The sequence below is a fragment of the Nostoc sp. genome (genome assembly GCF_036917515.1).
In the GTDB taxonomy this organism is placed as follows: Bacteria; Cyanobacteriota; Cyanobacteriia; order Cyanobacteriales; family Nostocaceae; genus Nostoc.
The window spans coordinates 1-21,870 of the sequence record NZ_JBALDE010000051.1 but is presented as its reverse complement, the minus strand read 5'-3'; the positions used below and the strand labels follow the sequence as shown (position 1 = coordinate 21,870).

Genomic DNA, 21,870 nt, shown 5'->3' with positions numbered 1-21,870 from the left:
CTAATAATGTACCTAAATCAGGTAATTTAGTTGAATACTAAGCCACATACTATTACCTCTCTCACAACCTATTGACTTTTACTGAAATGCTTTTTCAAGAGTAAATGCAAAAATAAATACTTCAAGTTTCAGTAAAAAACCTTTATAAGTTACCGCGTGAATGGATTTAGGAAAAAAACGGGTGATACTGCTAAATATATGAAGCTATTTGCTGATTAGAAACACCTAAAACTTCTATGGTAATTACAAATTATCCCTCTTCTATCATTTCCAGGAAGGCGATTGCTAGAAGCCTCATGAGGCAATCAATACAAGCTATACTATTAGAAAAAAATCGGTCTTGTATTTGTTATTAGAAAAGAATCACGCGATGCCTGTGGCGGGCTACGCCTACGCCTGCTATACAAAAGTTCTAGAATTCAGAAATGGCAAAAGTTTCCGGAGAGTGACAGAAGAGGGATAATCTCCAATCTATTAGGATAAACAAAACTTACTTATAACCACAAAAGTAGCATTTTCAGCATTGTCTCTGAGAATACTTAAATTTAATGCTTCTCTTCTATTTATATTTATTTAAAAAGCCCGTGACGAGGATTGAACTCGTGACCTCACCCTTACCAAGGGTGTGCTCTACCACTGAGCCACACGGGCAAAAGATAATTTTGATTTTCCAGTTGTAAGTTAAAATGCTGGGAGCTTTGCTCTTTACCCAGTCATTATAACTTATAACTTCGTAAGTGGTGGGCCGGGCTGGATTTGAACCAGCGTAGGCGCTAGCCAACGGATTTACAGTCCGTCTCCATTAACCACTCGGACACCGACCCAATTTGTCTCACGATTTAAAATATTAGCATTATCTTTTATAAATTGCAAATGGTTAGATAAATAACTTGTGAGTAGAGACGCAGTTTTGTCACGTCTCTACAAATTATCTAAACCTATACTAATTACACGCTCATCTCCAGCATTCGTTGCATTGGTCGCAGTGCTGCAAGCCGAATATCTTCTGACATGGTAATTTCGGGAGTACGATTTTTCATTGCCCAGTAGAGCTTTTCTAGGGTGTTTAACCGCATAAACGGACATTCGTTACAAGCGCAGTTATTCATCGGTGGGGCAGGAATAAAATGCTTGTCAGGAGCTAATTTTTGCATTTGATGAATGATTCCCGGCTCCGTAGCAACGATAAATTCTTTGGTGGGGCTGTTTTGACAATACTTGAGTAAAGCTGCTGTAGAGCCAATAAAGCTGGCGTGACGCAATACACTACTTTCACATTCCGGGTGTGCGATTGCTTCTGCTTCGGGATGGGCAATTTTTAACTGGACAATTTTCTTTTCTGAAAAGGTTTCATGGACAACACAGCTACCTTGCCACAGTACCAAATCTCGTCTGGTCTGTTCCATGACATACCGCCCTAAATTCCGATCTGGGGCAAAAATAATCGGCTGTTCCTTTGGTATCTGCTGGACAATTTTTACAGCGTTGGAACTAGTACAAATAATATCGCTCATCGCCTTGATATCAGCAGAGCAGTTGATGTAAGATACCACTAGATGATCTGGATGTGCTGCTTTAAAAGCGGCGAATTCATCTGGTGGACAACTATCTGCTAAAGAACAACCAGCATCCAAATCTGGTAAAAGTACTAATTTATCGGGATTAAGTATCTTTGCTGTTTCTGCCATGAAGTGAACACCAGCAAAGATGATCGCATCCGCATTGGTTTTTTCGGCGGCTCTTGCCAGTTGTAATGAATCCCCAATAAAGTCGGCAATATCCTGAATATCTGGCTCTTGATAATAATGTGCCAGGATAACTGCGTTGAGTTCTTTTTTGAGACTCTCAATCGCCGCAAACAAATCTAGTGGTAGTTCACCCGGTTGGGTTTTTTCTCGTTGAGCTAATGCAGTGGTAAACACAGTTTAGGGGTGCTTTATGTTGCAAATTTATGTCCTGTGGATTCAATTATAGTAGTTTTTACCAAAAATAGTGGACGGTTGATATTTTGAGGTTGTGTCAAAATCGGGCTGAGTTTCATATCCTGGAGATAGACGGCAAGGAAAGTGGCATGACCAGTCAGAAAACTCAATCGATAAACCTCAAAATTGCTGTAGTTGGAGATATTCACGACCAATGGGAAGTGGAAGATGGCGTTGCACTCAAGCATTTGGGTGTTGACTTAGTGCTGTTTGTTGGGGATTTTGGCAACGAGTCGGTGGAAGTGGTCAGAGCGATCGCCTCCCTCGATATTCCCAAAGCAGCCGTGATGGGCAACCACGATGCATGGTATACCGCCACCGAATGGGGACGTAAGAAGGCTCCTTATGACCGCTCTAAGGAAGACTGGGTACAGGAACAACTCGATTTATTAGGCCCGTCCCATGTCGGTTACGGTAAACTGGATTTTCCCGCTTGGGAATTAACTGTAGTGGGGGGTCGTCCCTTTACTTGGGGTGGTTCAGAGTGGAAATTCGCGGAAATCTGTAAAGAACGTTACGGTGTGACGAGTTTGGAAGAATCTGCTGATCGCATTTTTAAAGCAGTTAAAAGCGCCGCTTACGAAACGATTATATTTTTGGGTCACAATGGGCCTAGTGGGTTAGGCGATCGCCCCGAAGACCCCTGCGGCAAAGACTGGCACCCAATTGGCGGCGACTTTGGCGATCCAGATTTTGGTGAAGCGATTTCTCATGCCTTGACTGCTGGTAAAACCATTCCTCTGGTGACATTTGGTCACATGCACCATACTCTCAGACATACTAAGGTGCTGCGGAAATCTATCTTTAAAAGTCCAGAGGGAACAATTTACTTGAATGCGGCAAGTGTGCCACGGATTGTGGAAAATGACAGCGAGAAGTTGCGTAATTTTTCTATTGTCACTCTAGAAGCGGGTATGGTTTCGCAAGTTTCCCTAGTTTGGGTGGGGAATGACTTTCAGGTGGCTAAGAAGGAAATTTTGTACGAGCGATCGCGTAGTATGTCTTAGACATTCGCATCTACTAGTGCAATCTGCGTAGATGATAGGGTATAGTATGATCTGTCAGCTTTAGTGCTAACCAACAAAAGCGCCTAAATAACGTCTGAATGTAGGGTAGGCACGAGTTTGACAGATTTACTGGAGAGGTGGCAGAGTGGTCGATTGCGTCCGACTTGAAATCGGATGAGGCTAAAACCTCCGGGAGTTCGAATCTCCCCCTCTCCGTTGAAATATTTTTGCATGATACATTACAGATAAACTCTCTGACTAACAGATTCAAGTTCATCAGAGTGAATCAAAGTTATATTGCATATAACAGTAAGGCTAAAGATAGCCCTGTTATCATTCAAGGTATTAGGATTGCTATATGCCATTCAGCAACAAATTATGATCTGCTGACTTTACAAGCGTAGTAGGTTTAGTTGAAATTATATAGAATTAACCTTGAGTAATTAAAATCAAATGATGCCATGAAAGTAGAAATTCATAACTTAGGTGTTATCAAAGAACTTGAGATTGACTTAAAACCCCTTACTGTTTTTATTGGAAGAAATGGCACTGGAAAAACTTGGACAGCTTCTACTTTAGCATCTATATTTGGTAAACATGGATTGGATAGGTATTTCAAAAGTTACATTGATGGCGAAACTCAGCAGAAATATCCGATTATAGATAATGCTATTGAGCAATTTATTCAAGAAGGAAATATTAGTATTGACTTAATTAATTTTGCTGAGGAGTATGCAGAAGCATATATTAATGATGTTGCTCAGTCATCTCTTAGTTTGATGAAAACATTTTTGAGTAGTGAAGAGAGGGATTTTCAATCAAGGAAGATAAGCTTTAATTTAGCTACGGTAAAAGAAGAAATCCTTGATAATGTAAAAAAATATAGTTTAGAAAAACAAATTTCTTTTGGTTCACAAGGTAAAGAATATTTAAATATATTCAAGGAAATTGGTGAAAAAAATATTTATTTTAACATAATTTCCAAAGATAATTTTTTTAAAAAAATTCCTATAAGGCTATTTAAAAAACTTTTACTTCAAGAGATTTTCCAGATACTTCATAGTTCTTTTTATTCTGATGTTTATAGATTTCCTATACAAAGAACTACTTTTATAACTTTTCCTTTTTTTCTTGAAAAAGAAAGTTTAGAATTTGAAAATGTCAATTTTGATGAAACCTCTAATATTGATTTAGATGTTAAAATAATATTTGAACACTCGGATAAACCAAAAAATAAAAAAACAAGTGAACCAGTACAAAGTTTAATAGAAATATTAGCTAATGCATGTATAAAGACAACAGAAGAAAGAGAAAAAGAAATTAAAAAAAGACCAGAAATTGCCATTTATGCTGATTTAGCAGAATTATTAGAGAAGCAAGTTTTGCAAGGTAAAATAGATTTTAATGACCCTAGATTAGAAAATAAAATATTTTTTCAGCCATCAGAAAAAATCAAATTGGAAATAACAGCTGCTTCATCTCTGGTTCAAGGACTAACACCTTTATTTCTTTGCTTACGCTATCTGGCTGAACCGGGTGAGTTGCTAATTATTGATGAACCAGAAATACATTTACACCCATCTGTACAAGTAGCAATTACTGAATTTTTAGCAATGTTAGTCCAAGCTGGTCTAAAAGTATTAATTATAACTCATAGTCCTTATATTTTGGATCATCTATCGAATTTGATGAAAGCTGCTAAATATAAAGATAAAGAAACTATAAAAGATAAATTTTATTTAGAGCGAACAGAAGCTTTTATCCCTCAAGAAAAAGTTTCTGTATATCTGTTTGAGGATGGTATAGCTAAGAATATCTTAAATCAAGAAGGTCGTATAGATTGGGGTACGTTTGGTGATGTATCTGATGATATTTCCCATATATTCCCATAATCACTCTTAAGCTAAGGAGTGATTTAAGAATGCTTTTCAATAATTTATTGTTATCAAGTTGTTTGCTACCAGGAAAAACAAGTTATACAGAAAATGGAGTAGAGATAAATATAAAACCATCTAGCGGTGAAACAATTCTCTTTTTTCTTATAGACAATCAGTCAAATCCTAATTGTAAATTGCGTCAAATATTAGGATTAGAGCAAGAAGGTATGAAAATCTGTGATCTAATTGTATTCTATGCAAAAGAGAGTAAAAGAATAATCTGCTTTGTAGAATTGAAAGGTGGTGATGTCAAAACAGCTACAGAGCAAGTCATAACTACATATACATATTTTAAAAAATCCTTTAAACAGTCTGAACTATCACTAAACTTTATTGCAAAAGCATATATTAAATCTAATAGTTCTGTACCCCAAGAAATCGATAAATATAAACAGGAATTAAAGCAGACATTTGGCGAAGGTAACTACGATATTAGCAAGAATTCAAATTTAGGTGACTTTCTGCGAGGCGTTGACTATCAACCTAAAGGAAAACGAAAAAAAAGTAGATAATTTACAGCAAGTGATCGCTCCCCCCTTTTGCTTGCATAGTGCTATCATTTTAATAAATTCTACTTTGAGGTAAAGCGATGGCTACGCTTTATGTAAGAAATTTACCTGATGATTTGTATGCCAAGCTGCAAGAGTTAGCCGCATCTCAGCACCGTTCAATTAACGCCCAAGTTATAACTCTGTTAGAACAAGCTTTAAAAACTAAAGCACAGCAAATAGAAGACCAGAAACGACAAAATGTACTTAAAGTCCTAGAAGAAAGTCGCGATCGCCGCTGCTTGAATCCAGCAGACTTCGGATTACCTGATAGTACTGAACTAATTCGAGAAGACCGCGATAGATGAGCAATCCTCTTAGATGCGTGGTAGATACCAGTGTGTGCATCAAGTATTTTATTGCTGACCCACTAAGTGCCAAAGTTAATCAACTTTTCGACCATTTTGCCAATCCACAGACAGAAATATTTGTCCCAGACCTCTTTTACATTGAGTGCGCTAACGCCTTATGGAAGTATATCCGTGCAAGGATGTACACTGCTGCTGAGGTTCAGACAGATTTAGCCACCCTTAAAGCTTTCCCGTTGCGTGTTGTCTCCACGGCTGATTTGATGGCGGATGCAGTTGCGATCTGGAATCTCCGCTTACGATGCTTCTTATGTTGCACTTTCACAGCAGGTTAATGCTACTTTGTTGACTCTGGACGGGAAGTTGGTAAAAGCTCTAGCAGCTTCGTCTTACAATATTTGCTCGTTTAATGACTTCGAGGTTCCGCCGTTGGAGTCAATGTAGAAGCGATCGCCTTTCCTCACCATATATTCAACCTCGAAGCATTGAATGAGACTAAATTTTTAGATATAAATTCAGAATTGGGGAAATTAAATTTTTATTACCAACTTACTTAGTTGCAATAAAATTAGTTTGTCAAGCAGGAGATAAATCTGCTGTTTTTTAATATTTAATTGTCAAAAATGCCTTTTACTTATAACCGCACGGTTCGCTTTCAAGATACTGATGCTGCTGGGGTAGTTTATTTTGCTAACGTTTTGGGTATTTGCCATGAAGCTTATGAAGAATCTTTAGAAGCATCAAGTATTAATCTCAAAGACTTTTTTATTAATCCATCTGTGGCTTTTCCCATTGTTCATACTAGTGTGGATTTTTTGCGCCCTATGTTTGTAGGGGATAAGTTGCTGATTAGTTTAATTCCGCAAAAAATAAGTGTTGATAAGTTTGAAATTACTTATGAAATTACAGTGGCTGAGGTGGTAGTTGCTAAAGCTATTACTAGGCATGTTTGTATTGATGCGAGTAGTAGAAGTAAGCAGGAATTACCTGAAGAGATTATCCAATGGTTGGAAATGAACCGCAGAGACGCAGAAGGTGCAGAGAGAAGAAAGTCGAGAGAGATTATGTGATAGGATTGTGGAGAAATTCTGTGGCGATTTGCTGTAACTGTTGACGGTTAATTTTACCTTGGGAGTTGCGGGGCAGGTTTTGTTGGGAAATCCAATATTTAGGGATTTTAAATTTACTGAGTTTGTCTTTGAGTAGAGTTTGGATTTTTAAAGCAGAGGTATCTGATTGTTTGGGAATGTAAATCGCTGTTAAAACTTGTCCCCAGTGTTTATCTGGGATGCCAATGACACAAATATCAGCAACCATTTGAGTTGCTTGTATAGCTGATTCAATCTCTGCGGGGTAAATGTTTTCTCCACCTGTAATAATTTTATCGCTTTTACGTCCGACTATATTTAAATGACCTTGGTCATCTAAAAAGCCTAAATCATCTACTTGGAAATCGGCTTGATTTTTTTTGGTTTGAGGATAGTAACCAAGGGCTAGAGATTGAGCATAAATGGTGATATTTCCGATTTGATTATAATTTAAAATCTCGCCTTGCTGATTGCAAATAGTTATTTTTGCATGGGGAAGAATTTGACCACTGCTAATTTTACCGCTAAGAAAATCATCTGGTTTGAGGGTAGCAATTTGAGAGGCGGTTTCTGTCATGCCATAGGTTGGTGCTAACCGAATGCGATGAAACCTGGCTTTTTCTAGTAGTTCGCTCCATGCTGGCGCACCTCCCAAAAGTACGGTATTAAATTGGGATAGCCATTCAGTTAATTCTAGATTTTGCAGAAGACGTTGTAACTGTGTTGGTACTAAAGATATAAAAAACTCTGATTGTTTAAAATTTAAGATTTGACCTGATTCTACAGCTTTAAATGGTTGAATACATAGTTGACCTGTGGTAATGAATGAGCGCATAAATTGCATTAAACCACTAACATGATATAAGGGCAACATGCAAAATGAATTGACTTGCTTTAGTTGAAAGTATTCTGTAAATCCTTGTACTGATGCTGTGAGAGTTTCCCATGTATGGATGGCAAATTTAATCTGCCCTGATGAACCACCTGTGGGAATCATAATTTTTGGGCATTGGGCATTGGGCATTGGGCATTGGTAATTATTCCCATTCCCCATTCCCTGTGCTCCATGCGCCATTCCTAAAATAATATCTGGTTTTACTAAATCAAAGACTTGTTGCCATTCTTGTGTTCCCCAGTCGGGGTTACAAAGGAAAATTGGACAATTAGCTGCACAAGCGGCAATAAAACTTGCTAAAAATCGTAATGGTTCGCGTTCGGCTAAGATAATTTTTGGTGGTGTTCCAGACGCTGATAGTTGTGTTAGTTCTAAATATAATTCTTGAGCTATTTGATTGAATTGACAGCTGTGATAACCAATAAGCCAATCATCCCGATCCAGATTATTAAGATAGTCTAAAGGTCGTTCCATAAACTTTGAAACCACGTTTCTTCTTGTTCAAAAAAATGGTCGATGCCAAAGCCAACTGCCCTATTGTTTTGGGATAATTCGGCTGCTAGTTTAAGTGCTGCTTCTCTTGCGATCGCAGTTTCAAATACTGATGAGAATACAGTATCAATTTCATGCTGGTGACAAAACTTTCTTAGACGAGATGGCGATCCAACGATCCCAGGCTTGATGACAAAAATCCCTCGCCAACCTTGTTGATGACAAGCAGCAAGTTGCCCAAGTGTGGCGACAGATTCATCTAAGGCGATCGCAGTTTCATAACTCATACTCAATTCCAACATCCCCTGAAATTGCTCAACAGGTAGCGGTTGTTCTATAAATTCAATTTCTAGAGGTAGTTTTCCATTTGCTTTGAGATTGTCGCAAGTCCATAGCCATAAATTAGCTTCTTCATAGCTAAGTCCAGCGTTAGCATCTAATCGCAGTTTCGTAGAGGCTGGTAAGGTGTATATCAGTAACTCAAAAATTTTTAGTTCATCAGCGATCGCATATACACCAATTTTCCACTTAAACGTGCGATATCCCTGCTGCCACAACGTTTTCCATTGATTTAAAGCTGCTTCCCCAGATGGTAGTAAGGCACTATAACATTGGGCATGGGGCATGGGGCATGGGGCATTGGGCATTGAAAAGAACTCACTCTCCCACGCTGATTCAAAGCCAAATTGACAAGCTGGTAACTCATCTGGAATGGAGAAAATTATTTCGTCTGTGATTTCTTTTGGGAGTTGGCGACAAAAATCTAAGGCTTGTTCTAGGGTTTCCGAACCGAACCAGCTAATGGGGGCGATTTCTCCCCAGCCAAGTTTACCTGATTCATCGGTAAGACAGAGAATAATACCTTCACGAATATTCCAATTCCCGTGATTAGTGGTAAGCGATCGTAAAAATCTTCGCTGATATGGACGAAATTCAAATCTGTAGTCATTAGTCATTAATCAAGAGTCATTAGTTATTTTTTCTCTATTCCAATGCCCCATGCCCCATGCCCAATGCCCAAATGTATTGCTAAAGCAGAAATCCCAAACCGAACAGCAAGCAAGCCCAGAAATGCACGGCTACAGCGATGAATTTACAGTTACTAACTTTCTCCGGTTGGTTGTGATTTTCTTGGACATGGCGGCATAATTTGAAAGCAAAGGGTAAACTTACCCAACTTAGCAATGTCCAAGCCGGAGAAATCCCCAATAGCACAAATAGCAAGGTGAGAGGATAAATACTACCAGTAAACCAAACTAGGAGTTGAGCACCTTTTTGGGTTCCGAGACGGACAATAGGCGATCGCTTACCTGCGGCTATGTCATCCTTAACTTGGTGAAAGTGTGAGCAAAACAAAATTAAGGTTGTGGCAATCCCGACGATCACTGAGGCTGCTAAACTTGTCATTGACCAAGTTTGGGTTTGGCTATAATATGCTGCCTCCACTGCTAAGGGCCCAAAGGCAAAAAAACAAATAATCTCGCCTAAACCCTGATATCCTAAGCGAAAGGGAGGCCCTTGGTACATATAGCCTAAACCGCAGCACAGCAGTATTATACCGATCACAGTTAGGTCTTGTTGCCAAAAGGCGATCGCTAGTATGCCCAGCAACCCCAAACCTAAGCACAAATTTCCTATCCAAAATATTAATGGTTTATTGCCTGTTAAATTCACCAGAGAATGGTGCTTATTTTGGTCAATACCAGTTTCGGAATCAAACACATCATTACTGATATTTTCCCAAGCAAGAATTAAGATTGCCGCAGCTACAAAAGTAGAAAATACTACACCATTGAAAATTTTAGTTTCGGAAAATGCTACTGCTGTTCCTACCCAAATGGGCATAATCGCAACGCTATACATTGGCGGTTTAATCGCTGCCATCCATAACTTAGTATTGGGATAGAAAATTTGCTTGGTAGTCATTAGTTGTGATTAATTAAATTACCAGAATATTACTCACATTTGAGATTTCATGATTTCAAGAGACGCTAGATATGGGGGATATACAAACAACTGTCACTTTTACTATGACTTGTTAACTTTGTGTTGTTAACACTCACCCTCACGTTGCAGTCTCAGGCTGAAACTGTCTTATCATAGTCTGAGAACACCACAAATAAGCCAAACCCTACGCTGGTGAAATAGCAACTTAATATGTTACCTGTAAAAATACGACCACGATTAATTACACTTTAGGAAGTTAACTTAAAAAAAATTTACTATCGTTAAATCCATGACAGTTTTACCATGTCAGAGCAACTTCTTTGTAAAGCACAAAGATTTATATCAATTTCTGGTAACAGTGCAAGAAAAGTGCGTCAAAAATAATTGCAGACAAATTGTCAGTGTCTCCCAAGAAATTGATTTAGTTGACCCTTTACTTGTATTGGATAAACTTACACAAGCAAATGAAATAAATTTTTACTTTGAGGATAGAGGTAAAGGAGAAGCGATCGCAGCAATTGATACTGTAGCAAAATTACAGATTGATGGCTCAAATCGTTTTAGTAAAGCAGAATATTTTATCAAATCTTGTCTAAAAAATATAATTAATTTTGGTAACGCGAACCAACCTTTTTCTGGACCTCACTTTTTTTGTTATTTCAGCTTTTTTGATAAAAATGTCCAAGTAGATTATCCATTTCCATCTGCTACCATTTTTCTTCCACGTTGGCAAGTAGCTGTAAAGAATCAGCGTTGTATATTAGTAACAAATATAATTATCAATGCAAATGTAAATATTGAAATATTTTTGGAGAATGTGCAGAATAAAATTGAATTTATCCAATCTTTAGAATATTACTCTGCTAAGATTGATTGTTTCTCAGCAAACTTCTATAATAAATCTGTTACTAATCCTACTCAATTTAAACGTTCAGTAGTATCTGCTTTAGAAAAAATTCGGTCTAGTCATTTAAGCAAAATTGTCTTAGCAGATATATTAGATGTCAAGTCAAGCAACTACTTTGACTTAGTTAAATCATTAAATAATCTTAGACAAAACCATCCTAATTGTTATATTTTTTCTACAAGTAATGGCAAAGGACAAAACTTTATTGGTGCAAGTCCAGAAAGATTAATTAGTATTAATAATCAACAATTAATCACTGATGCTTTAGCTGGTTCTGCACCACGAGGTAAAACCCCTGCTGAAGATGCAGCTAATGCCAATCGCTTACTAAATAGTGAAAAAGAAAAGCACGAACATTCCCTAGTGCTTGATTTCATTACACAACGCCTATCCCAGTTAGGTTTATTACCGCAAATATTAGCACCACGGCTACGACAATTATCGAATATCCAGCATTTATGGACACCAATCAGTGCTATGGTTCCTGCTAACATACACCCATTAAAGATTGTCGGACAATTGCATCCTACACCAGCCGTTGCAGGTGCAGCCCAAGATGTAGCTTGTGCCGAAATTCGTCGTTACGAAAGCTTTGAGAGGGGTTTATATGCTGCACCTTTAGGTTGGATAGATTCTCAGGGGAACTGTGAGTTTATTGTGGGAATTCGTTCAGCATTAATTGATGGCGATCGCGCGAGATTGTATGCTGGTGCTGGTATCGTGGCTGGTTCCGATCCTGACAAGGAGTTTGCAGAGGTGCAGCTGAAACTTCAAGCTTTACTTAAAGCCTTAGTTTAACCTTTAAAAAAGGACGTTTTTAAACAGACTATTTGAGTTGATTTTAATTATCCAAAGAATTGTAGGCTTCATTCAGTTTGGTGGCTGACTCTTCTAATAAACGTTGTTCATCAGCATTTCTTGGTAACACCAGTTGGCGCTCAATACCTTGAGAACTAATGATACATGGAAGTCCCAGAACAACTTCACTGCCAATTCCATAGTTAGAATCTGCTCTGGCCGATACTGGAAATATCTGCTTTTCATCTCGCAGGATGGTATCAACTAACTGACAAACTACTATTGATATGCCATAGCTAGTATTTCCTTTACGTTCAGAAATGTTATAGCCTCGCTTACGGGTTAACTCTGCGTACTCTTGCTGAATTTCTTCCAGCGTTGCTCCTTTTGGGATCGGAAATTCATTTAATGCAATTACTCCAATAAATGCACTAGACCAAACGACAAATTCACTGTCTCCATGCTCTCCAATCACATAAACACGAACGTCTTGTTTACTAACGTTCAGTCGCTTACCAAGTTGATATCTCAGTCTAGCAGTATCAAGAACGGTTCCTGAACCGAAAATTAGGTTTTCTGCTCTAGTGGAACTGGCGATCGCAATTCGTGTTAATACATCCACTGGATTGCTAACAATAAGTACGATTGAATTCGGTGCAACTCGATCCAATTCTTTTATCGTCGAACGCATGATCTCTGCATTGTCGCTCAACATATCTAATCGAGTCTGTCCTTGTTTTTTCTGCACCCCAACAGTCACGACAATGATATCAGAATCCGCTAAATCTTCATACTGATTTGTTGCTATAATTTCCATCTCTTTAAGTAGAGGAATGGTGTCTTCAATATCCCATGCTTGCCCCTCAGCTTTTGATAAGGTTCGGTCAAAAAGGACGACTTTTACACATTTACCGAGTAGCACTAAAGCATTTGCTACGTCTGCACCCACATTTCCTGCACCAATGACACCTATTTTGGATGTTTTGCTACTCATGCCAAATCTATTTTTTTCTAATTGACCCCATAGTTAATGTTAACTCCAGAACTAACCCTTTCGAGTCAAGATTCTTAAAGCGATCGCTTCGTCTTAAAGATTTAAAATGTTGACGCAAGACAGACTTGATGAGTGTTTTGTGTTCAACACTCTGGAATTGAAACCAGGCTATCATTCTGGCTCAATCTGAACTAAGTTTTGTGCTTGAATTTCTGGCAATCTCAACATTGCCTTCTTGAAAAACTCATCGTTTGATAATGGAATATTCGGAATAATCAACGTTGTCATTTGACATCGATTCTAATCCTTCCCAATTAGGATATGAGATATTGTTTAAATTTTTGACAACTCAGAAAAACTATTAACGTAAAAAATACACCGATTTACTAAGTGTATTTTTTACGTTAATAAAGTTCATAATTGGGACAATCTTTTACACTAAATCCCGATGAATAAAAGCTTTAGCATTCGCCCCGGTGTAAGTAGCTACAATCTGACCATCACCAGTCATTTGATATTTGTATGTGACTAATCCTTCTAGACCAACGGGGCCGCGGGGAGGCATTTGTTGCGTACTAATTCCTACTTCTGCGCCAAAACCATAGCGGAAGCCATCAGCAAAGCGGGTAGAACAATTGTGGAATATATTAGCTGAATTTACCAGTCCAAAGAAAGTTTCAACAGATGCTGGATCTTCAGAGATAATGGCATCGGTATGACGAGAACCATATTCGTTAATATGAGCGATCGCATCTTCTATAGAGTCTACAATCTTGATTGACAAAATCAAATCGCTGTATTCGGTTTCCCAATCGGTTTCTGTTGCAGTTTTAATCTCAGGTAAAATTTCTAATGTGCGTTTATCACCTCTTAATTCCACATGACGTTGTTGCAAAGCCTCAGCAACTTTTGGTAAAAATTCTCTAGCATTTGATTGGTGAACTAGCAAAGTTTCAATTGCATTACAAACAGCCGGATATTGCGCTTTCGCATCAACGGTAATCGGAACTGCTTTAGAAATATCGGCGGCTTTATCTATATAAAGATGACAAATTCCGTCGGCGTGACCTAGTACCGGAATGCGCGTATTTTCCTGTACAAATCTGACAAAGGAATTAGAACCTCTAGGAATAATTAAATCTACATATTTATCTAACTTCAAAAGTTCTAGAGTTTCTTCTCTAGTTGTTAGTAACTGTACTGCATCTGGGTTAACAGCAGTTTGAGATAATCCTTGTTTAATTGCCTTAACTATTGCTTCGCAAGAACGCACTGCTTCCTTTCCACATTTGAGGATTACACCATTTCCCGATTTAATTGCTAAGGAAACAATTTGAATCGCCGCTTCTGGACGGGCTTCAAAAATAATCCCCAAAACACCTAAAGGACAAGTGATGCGCTTCAGAACTAACCCAGTGTCAAGTTCGCGGTGAATCTGGACTTTACCAATTGGATCGGCTAGCTTACCAACATCTCGTACCCCTGCGATCGCATCTCTTAATTTATGTTCATCCAACTGCAAGCGCTTATAAAGTGGTTGGGAAATCCCTTCAGCAGTCGCAGCTTTACAATCAGCAACATTTGCTTGTAAAATTTCATCTTTAGCTGATTCTAAAGCTTGAGCGATCGCCACAAGTGCTTGATTTTTTGCCTCAGTAGAGAGAATTGCTAATTTACTTGCAGCTTGGCGGGTTTGTCCTGCGATCTTAATTAAGGGAGAAGCAATATCAAGAATAGTCATAGTACAAATCTTTACTTTCTCTTCATTTTATCAATCTCAGGTTATGTTCATCATTCGTCTTCCTCCAATCGGGTGAACCATTTGGGTAATCAATAATTACTCTGATCGGGTGAAGTAAGACTTGGTTCAAAACATTTATTCTGTGATTATCGAATATAGATTAAGGAATAAAAAGTTTACAATTTTAAAATAAGTTTAAGCATTATTACATATTTATTTGAAAATCTTAAAAATGATTTATGCGTTCCCCAGGCTAGAGAGACATAGTAATGTATGTTTCTCTAGTCTTTTACTTAAATAAATATTTTATACTCTCATTAATTAAATTTTTCCGAAATTGTAGTGACGATCGCTGAATCTATTGAGTATTGATAGATTAAATATCACTCCTTCACTAGGGAGATCCTATGTCATTACAATCTGCATTAGATGCCTTAAACCAAAAACGTTATCAAGAAGCGGTGGAATTACTCGAACAATTCTGCCGCGATTGCGCTGAACACAATTCTTCAGATTATCTTTCAGCACAGATGTGGCTGATCAAAGCTTATCAAGCCATAGGCGAAATTGAAAAAGCCAAGGGCCTGTGTCAAAAGTTAATCATCAGTGAAAATCCACAGGCTCGCAGTTGGGCAGAAAAGGCTAGTCAATCCTTGCGTCAAACACCATCTCACGTTAGCCAAAAAGCTAGTCGCGCCGCTACAACTGGGATGAAATTAGCAATGGGGGGAGTGGGTGGTAGTTTGGCGTTAGCTTCTGGTGTCACCATCACCTTGCTGTTTGGCATGGTGTTGGCTTTAGGTTTAAGCTTAGTATTTATTTCGGGTAGCGATAATCCACTCCAAGGACTAGCGATCGCTATTGGTATTACCCTAATTTTTAATATCGCCGCCTTTTTCTTGTCTCCATTTCTTATGGACTTAACTCAAAGCTGGCTTTACCAAACTCGCTGGGTAGAGTTGGCAGAAGTTGAAACCCTCAGTCCAGAGACAGCTAAAGTTATTCGCCAAGTCTGTGAGCAGAAAAAGCTGAAAACGCCTCGTTTGGGAATTATTAACGACCAAAACCCCACAGCTTTTACTTATGGCTCATTGCCGAATAGTGCCCGTTTAATCGTCAGTCAAGGACTTTTCACATACCTAGATGACGATGAAATTGCTACCGTTTACGCTCACGAATTGGGGCACATAGTCCACTGGGACTTTGCAGTGATGACAGTAGCTTCTACCTTAGTACAAATTTGTTACTTGATTTACAGCACAGCTAGAAGATTTGGGCGCGGCGGTGGCGATAACAAAATCAAAAATGCGATGCAAACTGCTGCTCTCGTTGCCTACGTGTTTTATATCATCGGTACTTATTTATTGCTGTACCTCTCTCGCACACGAGAATACTTTGCTGACCACTTTGCAGCTGAAAGTACAGGTAATCCTAATGGATTATCTCGCGCTTTAGTGAAGATTGCTTATGGAATATTAGAAGAAGGTTCGCGCACACAAGAACCCAGCCGTTTAATTGAAGGAACTCGCGCCTTGGGTATCTATGACCATAAAGCCGCCGCTTCCACAGGAACCGCCTACCGCATTGCATCTGATACCCAAAAAGTTGGTCGTGTCTTTCTGTGGGATATGTTTAACCCTTGGGGTTGGTGGATGGAGTTAAATTCCACTCACCCCTTGACAGGCAAACGAGTTCGTGCGTTAAGTACATACGCCGAACAATTGGGTTTACCGACTGAGTTTGATATGGGGCGAGTTATTGGAGAAGGTAAAAATCTGAATAAAAGTAGGCTTTACGGCAACTTCTTTTTAGATGTTGTACTTTATGGTGCTGAAACAATTGGTTTCTTTGTTGGCTTGGTAATGGGTGTGATTCTGTGGTCGAGTTCCCCAAACACAGGTTTAGTATTGGGTGCGCCACTAATTGGCTTAGGGATCGGAATTCTTATCAAAGCCTTGGTGATGTTTCCTGATTACAAGCAAGCACCAGAAACCGATATTCTCACCTTGATGTCAGACCCTTATGCCAGTCCGTTACGCGGACAACCTGCAAAACTGGAAGGTCAACTAATTGGTCGTGGCGACGCTGGTTATAAATTTGGTTCCGATTTAAAAATTCAAGATCGTAGTGGAATGCTTTACCTGCATTACGCCTCCCGCTTTGGCCCTATCGGCAATTTCCTGTTTGGGATGAAGCGAGTCCAAAGTTTGATTGGCGAACAAGTGGGGGCTGTGGGTTGGTTCCGTCGGGGTGTTGCGCCTTGGATGGATCTGATTCAACTCCAGAGCAAAAATGGCACTATTGTTAACAGTTATCATCGCTTCTGGTCATTCATCCTTGGCAGTGGATCGATTATCCTGGGAGTGGTCTTGACTATGTTTTTGAGCCACAGCTAGCTGAGTTTCTTGTTTGCTATCAAAGCATTTCTTAGTCTATCCAAGCTTTAATTTGTCAGGAGGTAGTTAGTAACTGCCTCCATTTTTTTTAATGCAACTTTATGAAGGAGGCATTGTTTGCTATCTTTGGTAAGGTTCGTTACCACTTTCACCAACTCTTCTGGCTCGATTGGCTTGGATAGATGAACTTGAAATCCAGCTTACAGAGCTAGCTTGTGTTCTTCATATCTAGCAAATGTCGTTAGTGCTACAGCTAGAATCTTCTTTTCTTGCTCTGCTTCCTGCGCCCACACTTTCCGAATCAGGGAATAACCATCCTCATCTGGCATTCCTATATCACTGACTAGAACATCTGGTTTTAATCGTCCTAATTAATGCTTCCAGAGCTTCACCTACTGAGCTAACCGCCGTCACCTGCGCCCCTACCGCGTGGTCTATTTACCTGAAAATAGCTGTAACAATGAGTGGGTAAGTATTGTAAGCGATGTTTACAACGGGCTACGCCTACGCAAATGTGAAACAATCAACCCTACTACAGGCAAAGTAATCTATCTCCTTAATTACCCCTTTTCTCCAATCCCCTTAAACTTGAAAATAAGTGCTTTTATGGGGGTAACAAACATGATATTTGATACACGTGGGCATGATAAATAGATTATGCACACAATCCTATGAAAATTCTGATGATGAATGCGATCGCTAGTAGATTTCGCCAACTTATGGCTGGGAAAAACAGCCCAATTGGCAGATATGACTCAAAAAATAAAATCAAGCTTTCTTTAGCACTGTATACCTGCATAGGATTAGTAGGTGGAATTCTGGCATTGTTATTAATCGCGTCCCTAGGAGTGGCGCAAAAACCACAACCCCAACAACCGTTATTGGTAGCTACACGAGTTATACCGCCCTTTGTGATTCCAGACAAAGGTGAGCTATCAGGATTCAGTATCGACCTCTGGCGCAGCATCACTAACCAAATAGGTGTAGAGTCTAAATTTATTGAATATTCTTCTGTGCCGGAACTGCTTTCTGCTATTAAAGACAACAAAGCCAACTTAGGAATTGCAGCTATCTCGATTACAGCCGAACGCCAGCAGAATTTTGATTTCTCATTACCCATTTTGGCTGGGGGGCTGCAAATTATGGTACGAAACTCAGAAACCAACAACAGTGCCTTCCCAAATATTTTGCAATTATTTTTCTCTGCTACCCTATTGCAGGTAATAGGCATTGCTTTAGTGTTAATTGTCGTAGCAGCCCACATTATTTGGTTATCAGAGCGCCATCATCAAGATGGGATGATTCCCAAATCATACTTTCCTGGCATTTTCAAAGCTTGTTGGTGGGCAGCTGCCACATTAGCAACCCAAGCTGACGAAATGCCCAAGGGAGTAATAGGACGCTTAGTAGGTATTGTCTGGATGTTCATCGGAGTACTTTTTGCCGCCTACTTTACAGCCAGTGTGACTACCTCATTGACAGTGCAACAACTTCAGGGTGATATCAGGAGCATAGACGATTTACCCGGCAAGATAGTGGCTACAACTGCGGGTAGCACAGCCGCCACATACCTGCGAGAACATAAGATTTCAATTCTAGAAGTCCCCAAGATTGAGCAAGCTTACAATGCTCTGCAAACAAAAAAAGCTGATGCTGTGGTGTTTGATGCGCCTGTACTCCTCTTCTATGCTGCCAATGAAGGCAAAGGGAAGGTAGAGATTGTTGGCAGTATCTTGCGTGAAGAAAGCTACGGCATCATTCTGCCTAACAACAGTCCCTACCGCAAACCAATTAATCAGGCTTTGCTGAGTCTTAAAGAAAATGGCACTTATCAATCGCTATATGATAAGTGGTTTGATGCTGAAAAATCTTGAAGAAAAAAATGGGCAGTGGGGAGTGGGAATTGGGGAGCTTGAGCCTTTGAGCCTGAAGCTTTAAGTTCTAATACCAATTTGAAAAAAGAATGCGACAGATACATACAGGACATACCTTTGTTATGTCTGGCTTTCTTAATGCATGAATTTTGTTAGCGCAGCGTAAAGCCTTCTCTTCTCTTTCAGAGACGAAGACAGCGAACGAGAGGCTTGTCTGCGACACGCTCTTGCTAGCTTGCTTTCACGAAGTGGTACGCCAACGGCATGGCAACTCTTGGAGACGCTACGCGAACGCTTATAGCGAGTCCGCGTACTCTGTAAGAGTTGCAAGCTAGCAAGAGCATCTCGTAGAGAGCGTCATTTTGAATTTTGAATTGGTATAAGCCTCTGTGCCCCACTTCCTACTCTTTACTCCCCACTCCCCTCTTGAGCAAGTTGAGCTTTTGCCTGTTGCCAGAGAGTTTCTAACTCATTCAAACTGTAATCAGAAAGGGGACAGTCAACAACCGCCTCCATTTTTTCTAATCGCTGGACAAAGCGCTGATTTGTACCTTGCAAAGCGGTGCTAGGGTCAAGATTATGCCAACGTGCTAGCTGAATAACTGCAAATAGTAAATCGCCTAATTCTGCTTGTTGTCGTTCGGGTGTTTCCTCAGCTAAAGCCTGCTGAAACTCTCCCAACTCCTCATGAAACTTATCCCAGACATCCTGAATATTTTCCCATTCAAACCCGATCGCCGCAGCCTTTTGAGAAATCTTCATTGCTGCCGTCAGTGGGGGAAGGGTGCGTCCATAACGAGCGAGTTTAGCACTAAATTTTTGCGCCTCTGGAGATGCTTCGCCCTTTTCCGCAGCTTTGATTTGTTCCCAATTTTGCCGCACCTCATCCACACTGGCTACCGACACATCACCAAACACATGAGGATGACGACGAATCAACTTTTGGGAAATCCCCTGAGTGATTTCCTTGAGAGAAAATTGCCCAGATTCGCTAGCGATTTGAGCTTGTAATACCACCTGTAATAATAAATCGCCTAACTCCTCAGTGATCGCACTCTTATCCCCACTCTTAATCGCGTCCACCACCTCATAAGCTTCCTCAATCACGAATGGAGTCAGCGTTTCGGCAGTTTGAGCCAAATCCCAAGGACAACCACCATCAGGCGATCGCAACTTTGCCACCACCTCAATTAACTCCTGCAACGCCGCCAAACTCTCAACTTTGTCATTTGTCATTTGTCATTTGTCCTTTGTCGTTCTACCGTTGCTCTTTCTGGTAACTGTAGCTCGACGATTACCGCGATTTGTAACTTTCCGCTTCTTAATTTTGCCACTAGGAAACAACCCCCGAACCCCCTGTTTTCGCAAGCGCTTGTATGCCGAACCGCCCCAATCACTCAGAGAATGACTCATCGCACCAAGTTCCAACCCTAAAAACAGAGCTAGATATTCAGTATCGTATTGCACAAGCGATCGCCCCACATTTTGTCCCAAATCTTGCCAACTAAAACTCAGATTCCACAACCTTTGGGCAATTACCAAAACGAAAATTGCCAAAATAGCCAGCAAACACCCCAGATAAAGTATCCGCAGAATCGTGCCGATAATCGGCCCATGGGATAAAAAAGAACGATGGCGGAGACTTTTTTGATAAGGTAGCCAAATCCAGCGCAAGAAACCCCAGCGTTGGAATTGCACAGAGTAAATATCCAAATCAGGGCCAAACATCAGTCCGCCAAAGAGAAACCCGCCTGCAATCAACAAAGTCGCATTGCTACTGCGAGTCTGCCAGAAAGTAACGCCCGCCACGAACGGCAGAGCATACATAGTAATGCGATCGTGCGTCCGACCAGAGGGCATCCTAAATCCTGAGTAACTGAATACTGAGTCAGTATAAGAGAAAAAAAGATTTTCTTAAAACTACTAGCCCAATGCGAAATGTTTTGCTATATTGGTTAAGGATTAGTCTAACGGGCGGTTAGCTCAGTTGGTAGAGCGCCTGCCTTACAAGCAGGATGTCATCAGTTCGAGTCTGGTACTGCCCATCGTTCAAAAGCCGCCAAATGGCGGCTTTTTTGTGACTTTACCCATAACTTTGCTGTAACAGCAAGCTTATGCTTCCAATGAAGGATGGCAAGGTTATGGTTCCAGTTTTGTAAGCTGTTATAGTTTTACCTATAACAGCTTACAAACCAAACTTACGTCGTGCATCATTAAAAGCAGCGCGGACTTGTTTATATCTAAAACACCCCGGATTTGGCATTAATTCACAAACGCGACCTTCTATGGGATACACACCTTAAGCATTAAGGCTAAGGACAATCTCTCTAACTTCGCTGCAAAATTTTTCTATGCTTTTGAGACAGCAAGCTTTATTGTAATTACGACATTTAGCAGAAATAGCACTACACAAATCTGGAAAGTGTCTAGAAATAGTTCTGTTGTGAAGACCTAAACGCTTTCCAACTTCTTCCATTGTTGGTGGTGGTTCTTCATTAACTGCAAGTATTGCTAATAAAGCATCTCTTACTTTATGTTGGTCGAAAATTTTTGGAGATACCCTTGGTGTGCGAGAAAGTTGGAGGTACTTCTGCGAGATTTTTGTAAAAGATTTAGTAATCAGATTTTTTGGAGTAAGAAATTCTACCAAAGATATCTCTAATTCGTAACATCTACCACAATTATCTGTGGTAAACGGTTGTGGCGTTGAACGCACAATCGTTACACCATCAAGCAAGAGCGATAGGAAGCCGAGTCAAAAGTCAAATAAACAGCTAAGAATCTTCTGGAATAAGCATCTATCAAGAAAGTTGCCCAAGGTCTACCCAATGAATGACCAGTACAGGAACACACTAATTCAACATCTAATACCAATTCTCTAAAATTGGACTACAGATGAGAGAATAAGAATAAACCAGATGAAGGATGAACAATGTCAGGGATATATCAGCTAGAA

Annotated in this window: 19 protein-coding genes, 4 tRNA genes and 2 pseudogenes; 11 read left to right on the top strand and 14 right to left on the bottom strand. The window is 39.8% G+C overall.

Annotated elements, in window-relative coordinates; all coding sequences use genetic code 11:
• Nucleotides 1–78: 78 nt before the first annotated feature.
• The 5 genes and pseudogenes from V7K89_RS35785 to V7K89_RS06160 form a co-directional block, all read right to left on the bottom strand.
• Nucleotides 79–198: pseudogene (locus tag V7K89_RS35785) on the bottom strand (IS982 family transposase); the annotation flags it as partial.
• Nucleotides 199–579: 381 nt separating this feature from the next.
• Nucleotides 580–651, bottom strand: a tRNA-Thr gene (locus V7K89_RS06175).
• An 87-nt stretch (nucleotides 652–738) separates the two neighbouring features.
• A tRNA-Tyr gene (locus tag V7K89_RS06170) sits at nucleotides 739–824 on the bottom strand.
• Between the two features lie 123 nt (nucleotides 825–947).
• The gene (gene nadA, locus V7K89_RS06165) at nucleotides 948–1,922 is read right to left on the bottom strand and encodes a quinolinate synthase NadA (RefSeq protein WP_335185323.1); all 975 of its coding nucleotides are present in this window, start codon (nucleotides 1,920–1,922) and stop codon (nucleotides 948–950) included.
• 14 nt (nucleotides 1,923–1,936) lie between these two features.
• Nucleotides 1,937–2,092 (bottom strand): hypothetical protein, encoded by a 156-nt coding sequence (locus V7K89_RS06160; protein ID WP_335185321.1) that lies wholly within the window; start codon nucleotides 2,090–2,092, stop codon nucleotides 1,937–1,939.
• Here V7K89_RS06160 and V7K89_RS06155 point away from each other — a divergent pair.
• The 7 genes from V7K89_RS06155 to V7K89_RS06125 all read left to right on the top strand — a co-directional run bounded on the left by V7K89_RS06155 (nucleotide 2,072) and on the right by V7K89_RS06125 (nucleotide 6,852).
• Entirely contained in the window at nucleotides 2,072–2,989 is a 918-nt protein-coding gene (locus tag V7K89_RS06155; RefSeq protein ID WP_335185319.1) for a TIGR04168 family protein, read from the top strand. The two genes, V7K89_RS06160 and V7K89_RS06155, sit on opposite strands and share 21 nt — an antisense overlap.
• 131 nt (nucleotides 2,990–3,120) lie before the next feature.
• Nucleotides 3,121–3,205, top strand: a tRNA-Ser gene (locus V7K89_RS06150).
• Between the two features lie 245 nt (nucleotides 3,206–3,450).
• Nucleotides 3,451–4,881 carry an AAA family ATPase gene (locus V7K89_RS06145; protein WP_335185317.1) on the top strand — a complete coding sequence of 477 codons (1,431 nt, stop codon included), beginning with the start codon at nucleotides 3,451–3,453 and terminating at the stop codon, nucleotides 4,879–4,881.
• Nucleotides 4,882–4,910: 29 nt separating this feature from the next.
• Nucleotides 4,911–5,438, top strand: coding sequence for a hypothetical protein (locus tag V7K89_RS06140; RefSeq protein WP_335185314.1), 528 nt, complete (start codon nucleotides 4,911–4,913; stop codon nucleotides 5,436–5,438).
• A gap of 77 nt (nucleotides 5,439–5,515) precedes the next feature.
• The gene (locus V7K89_RS06135) at nucleotides 5,516–5,782 is read left to right on the top strand and encodes a FitA-like ribbon-helix-helix domain-containing protein (protein WP_335185312.1); all 267 of its coding nucleotides are present in this window, start codon (nucleotides 5,516–5,518) and stop codon (nucleotides 5,780–5,782) included.
• Nucleotides 5,779–6,117, top strand: coding sequence for a type II toxin-antitoxin system VapC family toxin (locus V7K89_RS06130; RefSeq protein WP_335185310.1), 339 nt, complete (start codon nucleotides 5,779–5,781; stop codon nucleotides 6,115–6,117). The genes V7K89_RS06135 and V7K89_RS06130 overlap by 4 nt, the downstream gene beginning before the upstream one ends.
• A 288-nt stretch (nucleotides 6,118–6,405) precedes the next feature.
• Nucleotides 6,406–6,852 (top strand): acyl-CoA thioesterase, encoded by a 447-nt coding sequence (locus tag V7K89_RS06125; RefSeq protein WP_335185308.1) that lies wholly within the window; start codon nucleotides 6,406–6,408, stop codon nucleotides 6,850–6,852.
• On the opposite strand, the gene V7K89_RS06120 is transcribed toward V7K89_RS06125, so the two are convergent.
• The 3 genes from V7K89_RS06120 to menA form a co-directional block, all read right to left on the bottom strand.
• Complete coding sequence (locus V7K89_RS06120; RefSeq protein ID WP_335185306.1) at nucleotides 6,845–8,239, bottom strand: 2-succinylbenzoate--CoA ligase; 1,395 nt, start codon at nucleotides 8,237–8,239, stop codon at nucleotides 6,845–6,847. The two genes, V7K89_RS06125 and V7K89_RS06120, sit on opposite strands and share 8 nt — an antisense overlap.
• Nucleotides 8,224–9,213 (bottom strand): o-succinylbenzoate synthase, encoded by a 990-nt coding sequence (locus V7K89_RS06115; protein ID WP_335185304.1) that lies wholly within the window; start codon nucleotides 9,211–9,213, stop codon nucleotides 8,224–8,226. The genes V7K89_RS06120 and V7K89_RS06115 overlap by 16 nt, the downstream gene beginning before the upstream one ends.
• A gap of 73 nt (nucleotides 9,214–9,286) precedes the next feature.
• Nucleotides 9,287–10,183, bottom strand: coding sequence for a 2-carboxy-1,4-naphthoquinone phytyltransferase (gene menA / locus V7K89_RS06110; protein WP_335185302.1), 897 nt, complete (start codon nucleotides 10,181–10,183; stop codon nucleotides 9,287–9,289).
• Between the two features lie 310 nt (nucleotides 10,184–10,493).
• Between menA and V7K89_RS06105 the strand changes: the two genes are divergently transcribed.
• Nucleotides 10,494–11,909, top strand: a complete 1,416-nt coding sequence (locus tag V7K89_RS06105) for an isochorismate synthase (protein ID WP_335185300.1) — start codon at nucleotides 10,494–10,496, stop codon at nucleotides 11,907–11,909.
• Nucleotides 11,910–11,952: 43 nt separating this feature from the next.
• Here the strand turns inward: V7K89_RS06105 and V7K89_RS06100 are convergent.
• Nucleotides 11,953–12,909, bottom strand: a pseudogene (locus tag V7K89_RS06100) (L-lactate dehydrogenase); the annotation flags it as partial.
• A 427-nt stretch (nucleotides 12,910–13,336) separates the two neighbouring features.
• Nucleotides 13,337–14,644, bottom strand: a complete 1,308-nt coding sequence (locus V7K89_RS06095; protein ID WP_335185298.1) for a glutamate-5-semialdehyde dehydrogenase — start codon at nucleotides 14,642–14,644, stop codon at nucleotides 13,337–13,339.
• Nucleotides 14,645–15,051: 407 nt separating this feature from the next.
• Between V7K89_RS06095 and V7K89_RS06090 the strand changes: the two genes are divergently transcribed.
• Complete coding sequence (locus V7K89_RS06090) at nucleotides 15,052–17,040, top strand: zinc metalloprotease HtpX (protein WP_335185296.1); 1,989 nt, start codon at nucleotides 15,052–15,054, stop codon at nucleotides 17,038–17,040.
• Nucleotides 17,041–17,240: 200 nt separating this feature from the next.
• Here the strand turns inward: V7K89_RS06090 and V7K89_RS06085 are convergent, their stop codons facing one another.
• Complete coding sequence (locus V7K89_RS06085; RefSeq protein ID WP_335185294.1) at nucleotides 17,241–17,369, bottom strand: hypothetical protein; 129 nt, start codon at nucleotides 17,367–17,369, stop codon at nucleotides 17,241–17,243.
• A gap of 354 nt (nucleotides 17,370–17,723) precedes the next feature.
• On the opposite strand from V7K89_RS06085, the gene V7K89_RS06080 reads away from it, so the two are divergent.
• The gene (locus V7K89_RS06080; protein ID WP_335185461.1) at nucleotides 17,724–18,914 is read left to right on the top strand and encodes a transporter substrate-binding domain-containing protein; all 1,191 of its coding nucleotides are present in this window, start codon (nucleotides 17,724–17,726) and stop codon (nucleotides 18,912–18,914) included.
• A gap of 408 nt (nucleotides 18,915–19,322) precedes the next feature.
• Here the strand turns inward: V7K89_RS06080 and mazG are convergent, their stop codons facing one another.
• Together mazG and V7K89_RS06070 are read right to left on the bottom strand one after the other, a co-directional pair.
• Nucleotides 19,323–20,150, bottom strand: a complete 828-nt coding sequence (mazG, locus tag V7K89_RS06075; protein WP_335185292.1) for a nucleoside triphosphate pyrophosphohydrolase — start codon at nucleotides 20,148–20,150, stop codon at nucleotides 19,323–19,325.
• Nucleotides 20,151–20,153: 3 nt separating this feature from the next.
• On the bottom strand, nucleotides 20,154–20,774 hold the full coding sequence (locus V7K89_RS06070) for a metal-binding protein (RefSeq protein WP_335185290.1): 621 nt from the start codon (nucleotides 20,772–20,774) through the stop codon (nucleotides 20,154–20,156).
• Between the two features lie 112 nt (nucleotides 20,775–20,886).
• Between V7K89_RS06070 and V7K89_RS06065 the strand changes: the two genes are divergently transcribed.
• Nucleotides 20,887–20,959: transfer RNA gene (locus tag V7K89_RS06065), tRNA-Val, on the top strand.
• 254 nt (nucleotides 20,960–21,213) lie between these two features.
• Here the strand turns inward: V7K89_RS06065 and V7K89_RS06060 are convergent.
• Entirely contained in the window at nucleotides 21,214–21,630 is a 417-nt protein-coding gene (locus V7K89_RS06060; protein WP_335185288.1) for a hypothetical protein, read from the bottom strand.
• Nucleotides 21,631–21,870: the final 240 nt, after the last annotated feature.

What these genes read in the sequence shown, in the direction of transcription:
- V7K89_RS06130 (WP_335185310.1), top strand. Translation starts at nt 5,779, where the DNA reads ATGAGCAATCCTCTTAGATGCGTGGTAGATACCAGTGTGTGCATCAAG.
- V7K89_RS06120 (WP_335185306.1), bottom strand. Translation starts at nt 8,239, where the DNA reads ATGGAACGACCTTTAGACTATCTTAATAATCTGGATCGGGATGATTGG.
- V7K89_RS06125 (WP_335185308.1), top strand. Translation starts at nt 6,406, where the DNA reads ATGCCTTTTACTTATAACCGCACGGTTCGCTTTCAAGATACTGATGCT.
- V7K89_RS06145 (WP_335185317.1), top strand. Translation starts at nt 3,451, where the DNA reads ATGAAAGTAGAAATTCATAACTTAGGTGTTATCAAAGAACTTGAGATT.
- V7K89_RS06115 (WP_335185304.1), bottom strand. Translation starts at nt 9,213, where the DNA reads ATGACTAATGACTACAGATTTGAATTTCGTCCATATCAGCGAAGATTT.
- V7K89_RS06070 (WP_335185290.1), bottom strand. Translation starts at nt 20,774, where the DNA reads ATGCCCTCTGGTCGGACGCACGATCGCATTACTATGTATGCTCTGCCG.
- mazG (WP_335185292.1), bottom strand. Translation starts at nt 20,150, where the DNA reads ATGACAAATGACAAAGTTGAGAGTTTGGCGGCGTTGCAGGAGTTAATT.
- menA (WP_335185302.1), bottom strand. Translation starts at nt 10,183, where the DNA reads ATGACTACCAAGCAAATTTTCTATCCCAATACTAAGTTATGGATGGCA.
- V7K89_RS06140 (WP_335185314.1), top strand. Translation starts at nt 4,911, where the DNA reads ATGCTTTTCAATAATTTATTGTTATCAAGTTGTTTGCTACCAGGAAAA.
- V7K89_RS06085 (WP_335185294.1), bottom strand. Translation starts at nt 17,369, where the DNA reads ATGCCAGATGAGGATGGTTATTCCCTGATTCGGAAAGTGTGGGCGCAG.
- V7K89_RS06135 (WP_335185312.1), top strand. Translation starts at nt 5,516, where the DNA reads ATGGCTACGCTTTATGTAAGAAATTTACCTGATGATTTGTATGCCAAG.
- V7K89_RS06080 (WP_335185461.1), top strand. Translation starts at nt 17,724, where the DNA reads ATGATGAATGCGATCGCTAGTAGATTTCGCCAACTTATGGCTGGGAAA.
- V7K89_RS06105 (WP_335185300.1), top strand. Translation starts at nt 10,494, where the DNA reads ATGACAGTTTTACCATGTCAGAGCAACTTCTTTGTAAAGCACAAAGAT.
- V7K89_RS06155 (WP_335185319.1), top strand. Translation starts at nt 2,072, where the DNA reads ATGACCAGTCAGAAAACTCAATCGATAAACCTCAAAATTGCTGTAGTT.
- V7K89_RS06090 (WP_335185296.1), top strand. Translation starts at nt 15,052, where the DNA reads ATGTCATTACAATCTGCATTAGATGCCTTAAACCAAAAACGTTATCAA.
- V7K89_RS06095 (WP_335185298.1), bottom strand. Translation starts at nt 14,644, where the DNA reads ATGACTATTCTTGATATTGCTTCTCCCTTAATTAAGATCGCAGGACAA.